Genomic DNA, 15,250 nt, shown 5'->3' on the forward strand with positions numbered 1-15,250 from the left:
ACCAGACCGCAAGTGTAGCCGAAGTGGTGGCTCAGCCGATAGCTTTTAGACTGGCCAACGCTTCAACAAATCTTCAAGCTCGGTGCGGATGTCGTGCAGCTTCTCTTTGCGGCTGGGCAGCGAGGACGACGCGGCCTTGGCCGGATTGGGCGGAGCCGCTCCATTCAACGACAGACTCGCCGCCTCGATGCGCTCGGCGCGCGCCTCGCGCAGACGCTGACGGGCCCCGCCGATGGTGAAACCCTGTTCGTAGAGCAGGCTGCGGATGCGGCGCACCATTTCGACGTCATCGAACTGGTAGTAGCGACGGTTGCCACGGCGCTTGACCGGCTTGAGCTGGGGGAACTCCTGCTCCCAGTAACGCAGCACATGCGGCTTGATGCCACAGATCTCGCTCACCTCGCCAATGGCGAAATAGCGCTTGCGCGGAATCTCTGTCTGCGCGACCGGCAGCGGCTCAACCTTCGGTTTCATCGATGCTGACCCTCAGGCGGAGCTTCTGACCCGGACGGAAAGTGACCACGCGGCGAGCGGAGATCGGGATTTCCTGACCGGTCTTGGGATTGCGACCGGGGCGCTGGTTCTTGGTACGCAATTCGAAGTTGCCAAAGCCGGAGAGTTTGACCTCCTCCCCAGCTTCCAGGCGCGTGCGCATCTCCTCGAAGAAGAGATCCACGAATTCCTTGGCTTCACGCTTGTTCAAACCCAGCTCTTCGAACAAAGCGTCGGCCAGCTCCGCCTTCGTCAACGTCACCGCCACCGGCTCCCAAAGTTGCGAAAAATGTCGTTATTCCCTCAACACGGCGCCGAGGTCGCGGGCCAAAGCCGACGTTACCCTGGCAATGGCCGCATCGATATCCTCGACAGTTAGGGTGCGGGAATAATCTTGGAAAATCAATCCCAAAGCGACACTCTTTGATCCTTCACGCAAACCCTGGCCACGGTACACGTCGAACAGCCTCAGGGCGCTGAGGCCAGGGCCGGCGGCTTGGCGCACGGCGTCGATCAGGGCCTGGGCAGGGACGGCCTCATCGATCACCACCGCCAGGTCGCGGCGCGAAGCCGGGAACTCCGACACCGGCCGGGCGACCGGAACGGTCGCCTGCGAGAGTAGCGACCAGTCCAGTTCAAACAGCAGAGGTGCAGCCGGCAGGTCGAGTTCGCGGGTCAGCACCGGGTGCAGCTCGCCATACACGCCGACCTCGACGCCGTCCCGCAGCACCCGCGCGGTGCGGCCTGGATGCAGGGCCGGATGGCTGCCGGCCTCGAAGCGGAAGCGCGCCGCCTCGCCGCCGAACACCGCACAGACCGCCTCGATGTCGGCCTTGATGTCGTAGAAATCGACGCCGCGAGCGGTATGGCCCCACTGCTCGTCCAGCGCCGGGCCGGCGGCGAGACCGGCCAGACGCGGGGTTTCGATGATGCCTTCGGCGTTTTCGGCGAAGGTGGAGGCCAGCTCGAAGAAGCGCGCGCGCTTGTTCTGGCGCTGGTGGTTGTGCAGCCAGGCGCCGATCAAGCCGCTCCAGAGACTGGTGCGCATCACCCCCATGGTCTCGGCGATCGGATTGTCGAGCGGTATGCCGACGAAGTCCGGCGTCAGCCGCGCCTGCAACTTGGCGTCGACGAAGCTGTAGGTGACCGCTTCCTGCCAGCCACGGGCCACCAGGGCATCCTTCACCCGTGTCGGTGGACGCCGGGTCTCGGACTGCGCGGCCGGCGACAGCGTGGCGGCATAGGGCCGTACCGGGATGTTCTCGTAGCCGTGGAGTCGCGCCACTTCCTCGATCAGATCCTGCTCAATGGCAAGGTCGAAGCGCCAGCTCGGCGGCGTGCACAACCACTCGCCCGTCCCGGCGGCGGTCAGCTCAATGCCGAGACGGCGCAGCAGGCCTTCGACCTCGGCCACTGGCACCTCGCAGCCGAGCAGCGCCAGCAGGCGCGCGTGGCGCAGGCGGATGGCCTGCGGCAGCGGCCGCTCGCTGCCAGCGAAGCAGATGGGCCCGACCTGCCCACCGCAGATCGCCAGGGTCAGCGCGGTGGCGCGCTCCAGCGCCTCGCGATGCAGGACTGGGTCGACGCCACGCTCGAAGCGGTAGGCGGCATCGGAACTGAGCTTGTGACGGCGAGCCACGCCCGCGACCGCCGCCGGAGTGAAGGCGGCCGACTCGAAGAAGATCGCGGTGGTGCCCGCGCCCACGCCGGACTCGGCACCACCCATGACGCCAGCCAGCGCCACCGGCGTTTCCCCACTGGCGATCAGCAGCTCGTCGCGCAGCTCGATGGTTTCATCGTTGAGCAGCTTGAGCGTCTCGCCGGCACGAGCGCGGCGCACCCGGATCGGGCCGGACAGCTTGGCGAGATCGAAGGCATGCAGCGGCTGGCCCAGTTCGATCAGCACGTAGTTGGTGATGTCCACCACCGGGTGGATGCTGCGGATGCCGGAACGGCGCAGCTTCTCGCGCATCCAGTCCGGCGTGCGCGCGGCCGGGTTCAGGCCGACGATGACACGCCCGGAGTAGGCCGTGCAGTCGGCGGCGCTGTCGATGGCCACCGCCAGCGTCTGTTCGATGCTGACCGCCGCCGCGCTCACCGCCGGACGGCGAACGTCGAGTCCGTAGAGAGCCGCCGTCTCGCGCGCCAGACCGGCCACCGACAGACAGTCACCACGGTTCGGGGTCAGCTCCAGGGTCAGCAGACCGTCATCGAGTTGCAGATAGCTCTCGATGGGCGTGCCCGGCACCGCGCTGTCGTCCAGCTCCAGCAGGCCTTCGGACTTGTCCGACAGCGCCAGTTCCTTGGCCGAGCAGAGCATGCCGCTGGAAGCGACGCCGCGCAGCTTGGCGTCCTTGATCTCCATGCCACCCGGCAGCTTGGCGCCCGGCAGCGCGCAGGGCACGCACAGGCCGGCGCGGGCATTGGGCGCACCGCAGACGATCTGGCGCGGCGTGCCATCACCGACATCGACGCTGCAAACCTGCAGGCGGTCGGCCTGGGGGTGACGCTCGGCGCTGAGGATGCGCCCGACCACCACGCCGCTGGCGCGCTCGTCGAGCAGGGGTGCTGCCTCGCATTCGAGGCCGGCGAGGTTGAGCTTGTGGGCGAGCTCGGCGGCGGTAACAGGCGGATTCGCCCATTCGCGCAGCCAGCGTTCGGAGACTTGCATGGCTGGTTCCTACTTGAACTGTTCGAGGAAGCGGACGTCGTTCTGGAAGAAGTCGCGCAGATCGCTGACGCCGTAGCGCAGCATGGCCATGCGCTCCACGCCCATGCCGAAGGCATAGCCGGTGTAGCGCTCGGGGTCGATGTTCACCGCCTTCAGCACATTGGGGTGGACCATGCCGCAGCCCATCACCTCCAGCCAGCGCGGCCCCTTCTCGGGATCGTCCCACTTGATGTGCACGTCGGCGCCCGGCTCCACGAAGGGGAAATAGCTGGGGCGGAACAGGGCCTCGACCTCGCGCTCGAAGAAGCGCGACAGGAAGGTGGTGATGTCGTACTTCAAGTCGGCGAAGCTGACCTTCTCGGCCACGTACAGACCCTCGACCTGATGGAACATCGGGCTGTGAGTGCGATCGTAGTCGACGCGGTAGACGCGGCCCGGGCAGATGATGCGGATCGGCGGCGCGCGCGACAGCATGGTGCGCACCTGCACCGGGCTGGTGTGGGTGCGCAGCAGACGGCTGCCGTTCTTGAGATAGAAGGTGTCCTGCATCGCCCGCGCCGGATGGCTTTCGGGGATGTTCAGCGCCTGGAAATTGTGGAAGTCGTCCTCGATCTCCGGGCCCTCGACGGTCTCGAAGCCGAGATCGTTGAACAGCCGCGAGATGCGGGCGATGGTGCGGCTGATCGGGTGCAGCCCCCCCACCCCTTCACCACGACCCGGCAGCGTCACGTCCAGGGTTTCCGAGGCGAGCTTGCGCGCCAGCTCCACCTCGGCCAGCGTCTGGCCGCGGGCGTCCAGCGCCTGGTTCACCGCGTCGCGCAGGCGGTTGACGCGCTCGCCAAAGGCCTTGCGCTCGTCGGGCGCCATGGCCCCCAGACTCTTGAGCAGCTCGGTCACCCGGCCTTTCTTGCCGAGCAGGTCTACCCGCAGCGCTTCCAGCGCGCGGGCGTCGGCGCTGGCGGCGATGTCCGCCTGCGCCTGGGTTTGCAGTTCGAGGAGTGGGTCGCTCATTTCGCTAAGGTCCACAAACAAAAAGGGGGAACGGCAGACCTGCCGCTCCCCCGCTTGATGCTAGTCGCGCGATCAGGCGGCGAGCTTGGCCTTGGCCTGCTCCACCAGACCCGCAAACGCCGGCTTGTCGCTGACAGCCAGTTCGGCCAGAACCTTGCGGTCCAGCTCGATCCCGGCCAGCTTCAGGCCGTGGATGAACTTGCTGTACGACAGACCGCTCTCGCGGGCAGCCGCATTGATGCGCTGGGCCCAGAGGGCGCGGAACTCGCGCTTCTTGACGCGGCGGTCGCGGAAGGCGTACTGGCCGGCCTTGATGACCGCCTGCTTGGCGACGCGGAAGACGCGCGAACGGGCGCCGTAATAGCCCTTCGCCGCGTTGAGGATTTTCTTGTGACGGGCCTTGGCGGTAACGCCACGCTTGACACGAGCCATGGTGATTCTCCTTTAGATGGGGGTGGCGTTAGGCGTAGGGAAGCATCTGCTTCACTTCCGCCACGTCCGAGGCGTGGACCTGGGTCTCGCCACGCAGGTGGCGAATGGTCTTGCCCGACATCTTGGTGAGAATGTGGCGCTTGAACGCGTGACCACGCTTGAAACCACCCTTGCCGGTGGCCGAAAAGCGCTTGGCGGCGCCCTTCTTGGTTTTCAACTTCGGCATCTTGATGCTCCTGATGTCTGCATTTTTTAACCGGCTTCACATCCCACGACATCAAAACGGGAGCTGACCGGGCTTGCTGAAAAATCCAGCAAGGCTTCGGGTGCTGCTGAAAACCGCGCCGGCTTGCCTGAGCAACCGACCCATCTGGCCGATCCCCGCCGTGCGGGGAACCGCCCTACTTCTTCTTCGGCCCCATCACCATCACGGCTTGGCGACCTTCCATCCTCGGGTGCTGCTCGACCACCGCAAGCTCGATCAGATCGGACTTGATGCGTTCGATCATCTGCAGGCCGATCTCCTGGTGGGCCATTTCGCGCCCCTTGTAGCGCAGGTTGATCTTGACCTTGTCACCCTCTTCCAAAAAGCTTCTGATCTGCCGCAACTTGGTGTTGTAGTCCGCCTCTTCGGTACCGGGGCGAAACTTCATTTCCTTGATCTGGATCTGCTTCTGCTTCTTGCGCGCGGCCTGTTGCTGCTTGTCCTTCTGATACAGGAACTTGCCGTAATCCATGATCTTGCAGACTGGCGGCTCGGCGTTGGGGGAGATTTCCACCAACTCCAAACCCTCGGCGACCGCCATGGCGATCGCTTCGCGGGTGGGGATCACACCAATCTGTGCACCGTCTGAGCCGATCACGCGTACCCGCGGTACGTTGATCTCCTCGTTGCGACGATCCTGCTTTTCTGTCGAGATAACTAAATCCTCCAGCCGAAACCCGGACGGGCGGCCAAAAATAAAGGTCGCGGATGATATTCGAGCTGCCTGCCCCAAGACAAGCGGCCCGCGCCGCGCGCGGCTAAACCTCCTGCGGCGGCAACAAATCCGCCAAGGGCGCGGGCCGCGCAAAATGGTAGCCCTGCGCGAAATCGACCCCCAGCTCGCTGGCTTGCTGCGCCTGATCGGCGGTTTCTACTCCCTCGGCCACCACCTCCAGACCCAGCTCGTGGGCCATGGCGACAATGCCGCGCACCACCTTCTCGCTGGCCTGGCTCACCGAGATACCGCGCACGAAGGAGCGGTCCAGCTTCATCGCCTGCACATCAAACAGATGCAGGTAGGAGAGCGAGCAATAGCCGGTGCCGAAGTCGTCCAGCACCACCGGCACCCCCAGTTCGCGGCAACGGATGATGAACGCCTGCATCAGCGCCACGTTGCCGATCATCAGCGACTCGGTAACCTCCAGCTTCAGCCGGCAATGCCGCCCCCGCAGACGGGCCGCCTGGGTCGCCAACGCCGGCAGAAACTGCGGATCGTGCAACTGCCTGGCAGAGAGATTGACGTTCATGAACAAGGGCGCCGGAGTCGTGGCCGCGACCCCGGCCGCGACCAACTGCAGCAGGCCGTCGACTGCGGTCTCCAGTACCCAACGGCCAATCGGCCAGATCAGGTCCGAGCTCTCGGCCACCGGGATGAACTCCGCGGGCGGCACCCGGCTACCGTCCGGCTTGAGCCAGCGGATCAGCGCCTCGTAGCCGGCGACCTCGCCGTCTGGCAGCCGCAGCACCGGCTGGAAGTAGAGCTGAAACTCGCGGTTTTGCAGAGCCAGCTCCATCGCCCGCTCGATGCGCACCCGGCCAAAGGCCAGGCGACGGTCATTGGCGGCGAGCTCGGCCTCAATCGGGTCGGTGGCGCTGACCAGCAGCGGCCCAGGACGGTTGCGTTGCAACAGCTCGCGGCTGCGCAGCACCAGCGTCCGCAGCAGATGGCGGGTCAAAGGGTCGGCGCTTTCCAGGCGTTCGCGCAGATGCTCGGCGGTGACCACCAGCAAGCGGGTCGGCTCCAGGGCCATCGCCGAGGCGCTGCGTCGGCTGTCGCCCAGCAGGGCCATCTCGCCGAACAGCTCGTTTTCGCTCAGCCGGGCGATGGTCTGCCGGCCATCATCGGTTTCGGAATAGATCTCGATGCTGCCGGCGTCGACCACATAGGCGGAGTCGCCATGCTCACCCTGGCGGAACAGCACCTCGCCGGCCTCGACCAGACGGCAGTAGCGCTCTTCGATTGACTCCCGACGGCGCGGAGCTTCCATCCGCCACACCTACCCTCGCCTGTTTCGGCATGATGGCATCGGCCGAGAAGGCCTGGCAAACCAGGCAGTGGAGACCAGAAACGAAGAACCCCGCCGTAGCGGGGTTTTCGTATTTTGGTAGGCGCGATTGGACTCGAACCAACGACCCCCACCATGTCAAGGTGGTGCTCTAACCAGCTGAGCTACGCGCCCAAAAGTTCGTTCGAGGGCGCGAAGAATACTGTCCCGACTCGCAAACGGCAAATCGGCCCTAGACCACTGCCGAACGCAGTGCCGCCTCGCGCAGCTGGCGCACCTGGTCGCGCAGCCGGGCCGCCTTCTCGAACTCCAGGTTCAGCGCCGCCTGCTTCATCTCCTTCTCCAGGCGGACGATGGCGCGCCCGAGCTTGGCCGGGTCTTCGTAGTTCGGTAGCGGCTCTATGGCCTTGGCCTGGTCGCGGCCGCCGCCCTTGCGGCGCTCCTCCGGCAGGGTTTCGTAGCCCAGGCGCATGACGTCCTGCACCTTTTTCTTGACCCCGCGCGGCGTGATGCCGTTGGCGAGGTTGAAGGCGACCTGCTTTACCCGGCGCCGGTTGGTCTCGCCGATGGCCCGCTTCATCGACTCGGTCATCTGATCGGCATAGAGGATGGCCCTGCCGTTGAGGTTGCGCGCCGCGCGGCCGATGGTCTGGATCAGCGAGCGCTCGGAGCGCAGGAAGCCCTCCTTGTCGGCGTCGAGGATCGCCACCAGGGAAACCTCGGGGATATCCAGGCCCTCGCGCAGCAGGTTGATGCCAACCAGCACGTCGAACACGCCCAGGCGCAGGTCGCGGATGATCTCGGCGCGCTCGACGGTGTCGATGTCGGAATGCAGATAGCGCACCTTCACCCCGTGCTCGTCGAGGTAATCGGTGAGATCCTCTGCCATGCGCTTGGTCAGCACGGTGATCAGCACCCGCTCCTGCAGTTCCACGCGCAGGCGAATCTCACCCAGAACGTCGTCGACCTGGCTGAGCGCCGGCCGCACCTCCACCTGGGGATCGACCAGGCCGGTGGGCCGTACCAACTGCTCGACCACCTGCCCGTCCGATTTTTTCAGCTCGTAGGGGCCGGGTGTCGCCGAGACATAGATGGTCTGCGGGCAGATGCGCTCGAACTCCTCGAACTTCAGCGGCCGGTTGTCCAGCGCCGAAGGCAGGCGAAAGCCGTATTCGACCAGGGTCTCCTTGCGCGCCCGGTCGCCCTTGTACATGCCGCCGATCTGCGGCACGGTCACGTGCGACTCGTCGAGCACCACCAGGGCATCCGGCGGCAGGTAGTCGAACAAGCAGGGCGGCGGCTCGCCGGCCTTCTTGCCGGACAGATAGCGGCTGTAGTTCTCGATGCCCTTGCAGTAGCCGATCTCCTGGATCATCTCCAGGTCGAAGTGGGTGCGCTGCTCGATGCGCTGCGCCTCCACCAGCTTGTTCACCGAGCGGAAGTAGGCGATGCGCTCCTGCAACTCGGTCTTGATGGTTTCCATCATCCCCAGCGTGCGCTCACGCGGCGTCACGTAGTGGCTGCCGGCGTAGACGCTGACCCGCGGCACCCGGCGCAGCACCGCGCCGGTGAGCGGGTCGAAGTAGGCGATGCCGTCGACCTCGCCGTCGAACAGCTCGATGCGCACCGCCTCGTCGTCGGATTCCGCCGCGAAGATGTCGATGACCTCGCCGCGCACCCGGAACTGCCCGCGCTCCAGCACCGTCTCGTTGCGGGTGTACTGCATGGCGGTGAGCTGCAGGATGATGTCGCGCTGGCTGATGCGGTCGCCCTTGACCACGTGCAGCACCATCTTGAAATAGCTCTCGGGATCACCCAGGCCGTAGATGGCGGAGACGCTGGCGATGATGATGGCATCGCGCCGCTCGATCAGCGCCTTGGTCGCCGACAGCCGCATCTGCTCGATGTGCTCGTTCACCGCCGAATCCTTCTCGATGAAGGTGTCGGAGGACGGCACATAGGCTTCCGGCTGGTAGTAGTCGTAATAGGAGACGAAGTACTCGACCGCGTTGTTGGGGAAGAACTCCTTGAACTCGCCGTAGAGCTGCGCCGCCAGGGTCTTGTTCGGCGCCATGACCAGGCAGGGCCGCTGCACCTCTTGGATGACGTTGGCGATGGTGTAGGTCTTGCCCGAGCCGGTCACGCCCAGCAGGGTCTGGTGCGCCAGACCGTCGTTGAGGCCACGTACCAGGCTGGCGATGGCGGCCGGCTGGTCACCGGCCGGCGGCCACTCCTGATTGATCTGGAACTGCAGATCCTGGCGACGCTCGAGTCGGACCAGCTTGTCGGAGACGGGTTCAGCAACCAGATCAGACATGGGGAGCACACCACAGTAGCGGACCGCCTAGTTTGCCTTAAAGCCGGGGTGTGGCTGGCCTGCTCGCCTGCCCGCGCTAGGCGCCCGACGGTCCAAGGGGTAGACTCCGCGGCCATTTTTTTGGCCCGCGGCCTCGTTCCGCTTCCCCATGACCGCCTACGCCGCCATCGACTTCGGAACCTCCAACTCGGCCGTCTGCCTGGGCATCAAGCAGAAACGCCGGCTGGTGCCGCTGGAGCAGGGCAAGGACACCCTGCCCACCGCGGTGTTCTTCAACGCCGACGAGCACCACACCGCTTTCGGCCGCCAGGCCCTGGCCGAATACCAGTCCGGCTACGGCGGCCGACTGATGCGCTCGCTGAAGAGCCTGCTCGGCAGCGAGCTGCTCGGCGAAACCACCCTGGTCAACGGCCGGCCGCTGGCCTACCGGGAAATCATTGGCCAGTTCCTCGCCCATCTGAAGGCCGCCGCCGAGGTGCAGGCCAAGGGTCCGGTGGGGCCGGTGGTGCTGGGCCGCCCGGTGCATTTCGTCGATGACAATCCGGAGCGCGACCAGCTCGCCGAGGCCACCCTGGCCGACATCGCCCGCGAAGTCGGCTTCACCGAGGTGCGCTTCCAGTACGAGCCGATCGCCGCCGCGCTCGACTACGAGTCCAAGCTGGAACGCGAAGCCCTGGTGCTGGTCGCCGACATCGGCGGCGGCACTTCCGACTTCTCGCTGGTGCGGCTCGGCCCCGGCCGCGCCGGCCGCGAGGACCGCAGCACCGACGTGCTGGCCAGCGCCGGCGTGCACCTCGCGGGTACCGACTTCGACCAGCAGCTGAGCCTGGTCACCGCCATGCCCTGCCTGGGCCTGGGCAGCCTGGGGGAAACCGGAAAGCCGGTACCGGCGCATACCTATTTCGAGCTGGCGACCTGGCACAAGATCAATTTTCTGTACACGCCGCGCGAGCTGGCGCAGGCCGAGACCCTGCGCCCCTTCTACGCCGACGAGCGCCTGCACGCGCGGCTGATGCGGGTGCTGCGCGAGCGCGAGGGCCATCGCATCGCCGGCCTGGTGGAAGACGCCAAGGTCGCGGTCGCCAACGGCGGCAGCACCCGGATTCCGCTCGACTTCATCGAAATGGCGCTGTCGGCCGAAGTCGACGAAGCCCGCCTGAACGGCGCCATCGGCAAGGCAGTGGGCAGCATCGCCGAGACCGCCCGCGAAACCCTGCGGCTGGCCGGCGTCGCACCCGGCGGGCTGGACGCGATCTACTTCACCGGCGGCTCCACCGGCGTGCGCGCGCTGCGCGCCGCCATCGCCACCGCGGTAGGCGAAGCCGAGACCGTGATGGGCGACCCTTTTGCCAGCGTCGCCCGCGGTCTCGGCGTCTATGCCGGCATGCTGTTCGGCGGCAAGAAAGCCTCAGTGCGGTAGCGTCGCACCCTCCGCATCCGGCGGCGCGCCAAACCAGCGCTTGGCGCGCTCACCGAAGGCATAGAGATAGGTGTAGAGCACCGGCACCACCACCAGAGTCAGCAGGGTGGAGGTGATGATGCCGCCAATCACCGCGCGCCCCATCGGCGCCATGGTGGAGCCGCCGCTGCCACCGCCAATGGCCATCGGCATCATGCCGAAGATCATCGCCAGGGTGGTCATCAGGATCGGCCGCAGGCGCACCTGCCCGGCCCTGAGCAGCGACTCGTGCAAGCTCAAGCCGGCCCGGATGCCGTGGTTGGCGAAGTCCACCAGCAGAATGGCGTTCTTGGTGACCAGGCCCATCAGCATGATGAAGCCGATCATCGAGAACAGGTTCAGCGTGGTGTTGGTCACCAGCAGCGCGATGAACACGCCGGCCAGGGACAGCGGCAGCGAGGCCATGATCGCCACCGGCTGCATGAAGCTGCCGAACTGCGAGGCGAGGATGATATAGATGAAGATCACCGCCAGCCCCAGGGCCGCCATCGCCGCCGCGAAGGACTCGTTCATGTCCTGCTGCTGGCCGCCGACGTCGAAGCGGTAGCCGGGAGGCAGCTTGGTATCCGCCATCAGCTTCTCGACATCCTTGCCGACGTCGCCAGACGGTCGCCCCACCGCGCCAGCGTAGAGCGAGACGCGACGTTGCAGATCCTGGCGCTTGATCTGCTGCGGGCTGGCGGTCTGCACGAACTCTGCGACCTGGCGCAAAGGCACCAGCAGCGGCAGGCCGTTGGCGTCGAGACGGTTGCTGGTCAGCGACAGCTCGCCGAGATCGCTGGCGATGCGGCGCTGATCCTGCGGCAGACGCACGATCACGTCGTAGTCCTGACCATCCGGCCCCAGCCAGTGGCTGATCTGGTCGCCGGCCACCAGCGGCCGCAGGGCGCTGCCGATGCGGGCATTGGTGAGGCCGAGATCGTTGGCCAGCTCGTTGTTGATGCGCACCGCCAGGGTCGGGTTGGCGCCCTTCTCGCTGCTTTCAAGATCGGCGATGCCGGGGATCTTCGCCATCTTCGCCATCAGCTCCTGCGAGATTTCGCTCAGCCGGGTGGCGTCGGGCCCCAGCACCGATACAAAGATCGGCTTGTCGAAGCCGACCGAGAGCTTGATGCCGGCGATGCGGGCGATGCGCTCGCGCAGGTTGGCCTCGATGTCCTTCTGCGGGCGTCGATGCGTCTGATTGAGGTCGGTGAGCTTGAGGTTGATGCGCGCGTAGTTCTTGCCCTCGTCGGTGCCGACCTGGGTGTCGACCAGCTCGATTTCCGGAAAGTCCTTGAGCAGCGCCTCCACCTGCCGGGTCTTGGCGTCGGTGTATTCCAGGCTGGAGCCGAGCGGGGTTTCCAGACGCAGGGAAGTGAAGCCCTGGTCCTCTTCCGGTATGAACTCCGAACCCAGCATTGGCACGATCAGGAAGCTGCCGAAGAAGATCGCCGCCGCCAGCCATAGCGTGATGCCACGGTTGCTGATGGTGCCGATCTGCCGCCAGTCGAGGCTACGCGCCGCGTGCACCAGGCCGAAGATCGGCAGCCAGACCCGCCGGCGCCGCTCCGACAAGGCGGCCTCCAGCAGGCGGCCATAGACGCGGTGGGTGGCTTCGATGAGATGTTCGATGCCCGCCATCAGCCGGCCCAGCCAGGGCAGGTACTTGAAGCGGTTGCCGGGTGGATCGCGCCAGACCGAGGACAGCATGGGATCGAGCGTGAAGCTGACGAACAGCGACACCAGCACCGCCACCGCCACGGTGATGCCGAACTGGAAGAAGTACTTGCCGATGATGCCGCTCATGAACGCGACCGGCACGAACACCGCCAGGATCGCGAAGGTGGTCGCCATCACCGCCAGGCCGATCTCCTCGGTACCCTCGCTCGCCGCCTGCCGATGGCTCTTGCCCATGCCCAGATGGCGGACGATGTTCTCGCGCACCACGATGGCATCGTCAATCAAAAGACCTATGCAAAGGCTCAAGGCCATCAGGGTGAGGAAGTTGAGGGTGAACCCCAGCGCGTAGACGACGATGAAGGTGGCCAGTACCGAGATCGGCAGGGTCAGGCCGGTAATCACCGTCGAGCGCCAGGAGTGCAGGAACAGGAAGACGATGAACACCGTCAGCAGCGCGCCCTCGAAGATGGTCTCCTTGACGCTGTTCAGCGAGTCACGGATCGAGTCGGCATTGGAATAGACGGTGACCACATGCACGTCTTCCGGCAGCCGCTTCTTCAAGTCCTCCAGCGCCTGCTTCACGCCCTCGCCCATCTCGACGATGTTGGCGTTCTGCACCTTGTAGAGATTGATGCCGATGGAGCGCTTGCCGTTGACGCGGGCGATGGAGGTCTCCTCCGCCTCGCCGTCGACGATCTCGGCCACCTGGTCGAGGTGGATCGGCACGCCGCCCTGCTGCAGATAGACCGCGCCGCCACGGGTGGCGACGATGATCCGCCCGAACTCGGCCGGGGTCTTGATGCGACCCTCGATGCGCACCAATTGCTCGGTGGAGCCCCGGGTGATGCTACCGGCGGGCAGATCCTGGTTGGCGGCCTGGATCGCCGCCACCACCTCGTCCACGCCGACGCCATAGCTGCGCAGCGCCTCCGGTTTGAGGAAGACCTGCACCTGCCGGACCACGCTGCCGCTCAGCTGCACATTGCCGACGCCGGGCGAGCTTTGCAGGCGCTTGGCGATGATCTGTTCGGTCAGCGTCGAAACCTCGCGCAGGGTGCGGCTGTCGGAATACACCGCCAGATTGATCACCGGCTGCTGGTTGGGATCGCCATTGGTGCGGCTCACCAGCGGCGTCTTCGCCTCGCGCGGGAAACTCGGCTGGATGTCGGCGATCTTGTCGCGCACTTCCTGCGCGGTGGCGGCGACGTCGACATCGAGGCGGAACTCGATGCTGAGAAAGCCGACACCTTCGCGCGCGGTGCCGTAGATGCGCTTGATGCCGCTGACCGTATTCACCACGTTTTCGATCGGACGGATCAGGTCGTTTTCGATCGCCTCCGGCGAGGCGCCGGGATAGGTCAGCGCGACAAACACCATCGGGTTGGCGACATCCGGCATCTGCTCCACCGGCAGCCGGTTGTACGAGAACACCCCCAGAACCAGCAGGGCGAGCATCACCATGGTCGCGAAGACCGGCTGGTTGATGCTGGTTTTAGTGATCCACATGGGCAGCCTCCCTGGCGCGCGGTCTTAGTGGCCGCCCGCCGCAGCTGCTCCGGCCGTGGCGGCCTTGAGCAGCACAGCAGCACCGGGCTTGAGATTTTCCGCCTTGGTGACCAGCACCTGGGCGCCCACCGCCAAGCCTTCACGCACCTCCACCAGGGCCGCGTCCTCGCTGCGCAGACCCAGCTTCACCGGGGTCTGCACCAGCTTGCCGTCGACGATGGCGAGCACGTAGTCCAGCCCCGCCTCGCTGCGCACCGCCGCCAAGGGGATCGCCGGCGCCGGCGCCGACTGCTCGATCACCAGCTCGCCCTGCGCAAACATGCCGCCCTTGAGCAGGCCCTCGGCGTTGTCCAGCGAGAGGTAGAGCATGATCGAGCGCGAGCCCTGCTCGGCCGCTGGATTGATGCGCTCCACCCGCGCCTTGAAGCGGCGGTCGCCGAAGCCATCCACGCGCACCTCGGCGATCTGTCCCGGTTTCACCAGCGGCACCTCGGTAGCGGGTGCCGCCGCCTGCAACTCGAGATGAGCGAGGTCCACCAGGCCCAGCAGCGGGCTGTCCACCGATACCTTCTCGCCCGGCTCGGCCAGGCGCCGCGACACCACCGCCGCGAACGGTGCCCGCACCACCGCGTCGTGCAGGCCGATCTCGGCCAGCTGCAACTGCGCCTCCGCCAGCTTCACATTGGCCACCGCCGACTCGTAGGTGCTCTGCGAGGTGTCGAGCACGTTCTGAGCGATGAAGTTCTTTTCCAACAGGCGCTGGTTGTTCTCCAGATTGAGCTTGGCCAGGGCCAGGTCGGCCTTGGCTTTTTCCAGACCCGCGCGCTGGCTGGCGACCTGGGCCTGCTGATTACGGGTGTCGATGCGCGCCAGCATCTGGCCGCGCTGCACCGCCATGCCCTCGCGCACCTCCACCGACAGCAGCTCGCCAGACACCCTGGCCTTGATCGTGGTCTGCACCAGCGGCGTCAGCGAACCAGACAAGGGCAGACGCCGCACCAGAGGCCGAGGCTCCACCGTGGCGTAGTCGCTGGGCGAGAGTTCCAGCGGCAGGGCGGCGGCGTCCGCCTTGGTCTTTGCCTCGGCCTCGGCCGTGGGCGTGGCCGTCGAGGGCTTGAAGAGGAAGAACCCGATCACTACCGCCGCCACCAGCAGCAGCAAAATCCATTTAATCGGCGAGGCGCGCCGTGGGCTGCGCGAAAAATCCGGAGTCATCTTGGGTCGTCCCTGTCTCGTTCGCCGTTACGGCGGGTTAATGCCTTGTAATTGATGCGTCGCGTCGTGCAGCCATCCGCGATCGAACCCTACGATGCTCGGGATCATCCCGGCGTTTGAAAACATTTTCATGTCCGCCCGAAAGCCGTCGCCAGTCGCCGACCGGGGCAGCCGCGCGGGCCGGGTTTGCGTATCATTGCGCGCTTTTTCCCGC

The 15,250-nt window shown here is 65.9% G+C and carries 12 protein-coding genes and 1 tRNA gene; 1 reads left to right on the forward strand and 12 read right to left on the reverse strand.

Features of this window, described 5'->3' with window-relative positions; translation table 11 throughout:
• Window positions 1-45: 45 nt before the first annotated feature.
• The 10 genes from AC3WT6_RS14405 to uvrB form a co-directional block, all read right to left on the reverse strand.
• Window positions 46-474 (reverse strand): MerR family transcriptional regulator, encoded by a 429-nt coding sequence (locus AC3WT6_RS14405; RefSeq protein ID WP_492654296.1) that lies wholly within the window; start codon window positions 472-474, stop codon window positions 46-48.
• A complete protein-coding gene (locus tag AC3WT6_RS14410) occupies window positions 458-754 on the reverse strand; it encodes an integration host factor subunit alpha (RefSeq protein WP_492654297.1) in 297 nt (98 codons plus the stop codon). The genes AC3WT6_RS14405 and AC3WT6_RS14410 overlap by 17 nt, the downstream gene beginning before the upstream one ends.
• Window positions 755-787: 33 nt before the next feature.
• Window positions 788-3,163, reverse strand: coding sequence for a phenylalanine--tRNA ligase subunit beta (pheT, locus tag AC3WT6_RS14415; RefSeq protein WP_492654298.1), 2,376 nt, complete (start codon window positions 3,161-3,163; stop codon window positions 788-790).
• A gap of 9 nt (window positions 3,164-3,172) precedes the next feature.
• Window positions 3,173-4,174 (reverse strand): phenylalanine--tRNA ligase subunit alpha, encoded by a 1,002-nt coding sequence (gene pheS / locus AC3WT6_RS14420; protein WP_492654299.1) that lies wholly within the window; start codon window positions 4,172-4,174, stop codon window positions 3,173-3,175.
• Window positions 4,175-4,246: 72 nt separating this feature from the next.
• Window positions 4,247-4,606 (reverse strand): 50S ribosomal protein L20, encoded by a 360-nt coding sequence (gene rplT, locus AC3WT6_RS14425; RefSeq protein ID WP_123211547.1) that lies wholly within the window; start codon window positions 4,604-4,606, stop codon window positions 4,247-4,249.
• Between the two features lie 28 nt (window positions 4,607-4,634).
• Window positions 4,635-4,832 carry a 50S ribosomal protein L35 gene (gene rpmI / locus AC3WT6_RS14430; protein ID WP_492654300.1) on the reverse strand — a complete coding sequence of 66 codons (198 nt, stop codon included), beginning with the start codon at window positions 4,830-4,832 and terminating at the stop codon, window positions 4,635-4,637.
• A gap of 175 nt (window positions 4,833-5,007) precedes the next feature.
• Window positions 5,008-5,541: a translation initiation factor IF-3 gene (infC, locus tag AC3WT6_RS14435; protein WP_492654384.1), complete on the reverse strand. Its 534-nt coding sequence runs from the start codon at window positions 5,539-5,541 to the stop codon at window positions 5,008-5,010.
• A gap of 88 nt (window positions 5,542-5,629) precedes the next feature.
• A complete protein-coding gene (locus tag AC3WT6_RS14440) occupies window positions 5,630-6,859 on the reverse strand; it encodes an EAL domain-containing protein (protein ID WP_492654301.1) in 1,230 nt (409 codons plus the stop codon).
• Between the two features lie 115 nt (window positions 6,860-6,974).
• Window positions 6,975-7,051 (reverse strand) — tRNA-Val (locus AC3WT6_RS14445).
• 58 nt (window positions 7,052-7,109) lie between these two features.
• Window positions 7,110-9,194 (reverse strand): excinuclease ABC subunit UvrB, encoded by a 2,085-nt coding sequence (uvrB, locus tag AC3WT6_RS14450; RefSeq protein WP_492654302.1) that lies wholly within the window; start codon window positions 9,192-9,194, stop codon window positions 7,110-7,112.
• Between the two features lie 148 nt (window positions 9,195-9,342).
• On the opposite strand from uvrB, the gene AC3WT6_RS14455 reads away from it, so the two are divergent.
• The gene (locus tag AC3WT6_RS14455) at window positions 9,343-10,614 is read left to right on the forward strand and encodes an Hsp70 family protein (protein WP_492654303.1); all 1,272 of its coding nucleotides are present in this window, start codon (window positions 9,343-9,345) and stop codon (window positions 10,612-10,614) included.
• Here AC3WT6_RS14455 and AC3WT6_RS14460 read toward each other — a convergent pair.
• Both AC3WT6_RS14460 and AC3WT6_RS14465 read right to left on the reverse strand, forming a co-directional pair.
• A complete protein-coding gene (locus AC3WT6_RS14460; RefSeq protein ID WP_492654304.1) occupies window positions 10,603-13,821 on the reverse strand; it encodes an efflux RND transporter permease subunit in 3,219 nt (1,072 codons plus the stop codon). The genes AC3WT6_RS14455 and AC3WT6_RS14460 overlap by 12 nt on opposite strands.
• A gap of 24 nt (window positions 13,822-13,845) precedes the next feature.
• Window positions 13,846-15,036, reverse strand: a complete 1,191-nt coding sequence (locus AC3WT6_RS14465; protein WP_492654305.1) for an efflux RND transporter periplasmic adaptor subunit — start codon at window positions 15,034-15,036, stop codon at window positions 13,846-13,848.
• Between the last annotated feature and the right edge of the window lie 214 nt (window positions 15,037-15,250).

This window comes from Stagnimonas sp. FW305-C-60 (genome assembly GCF_058782965.1).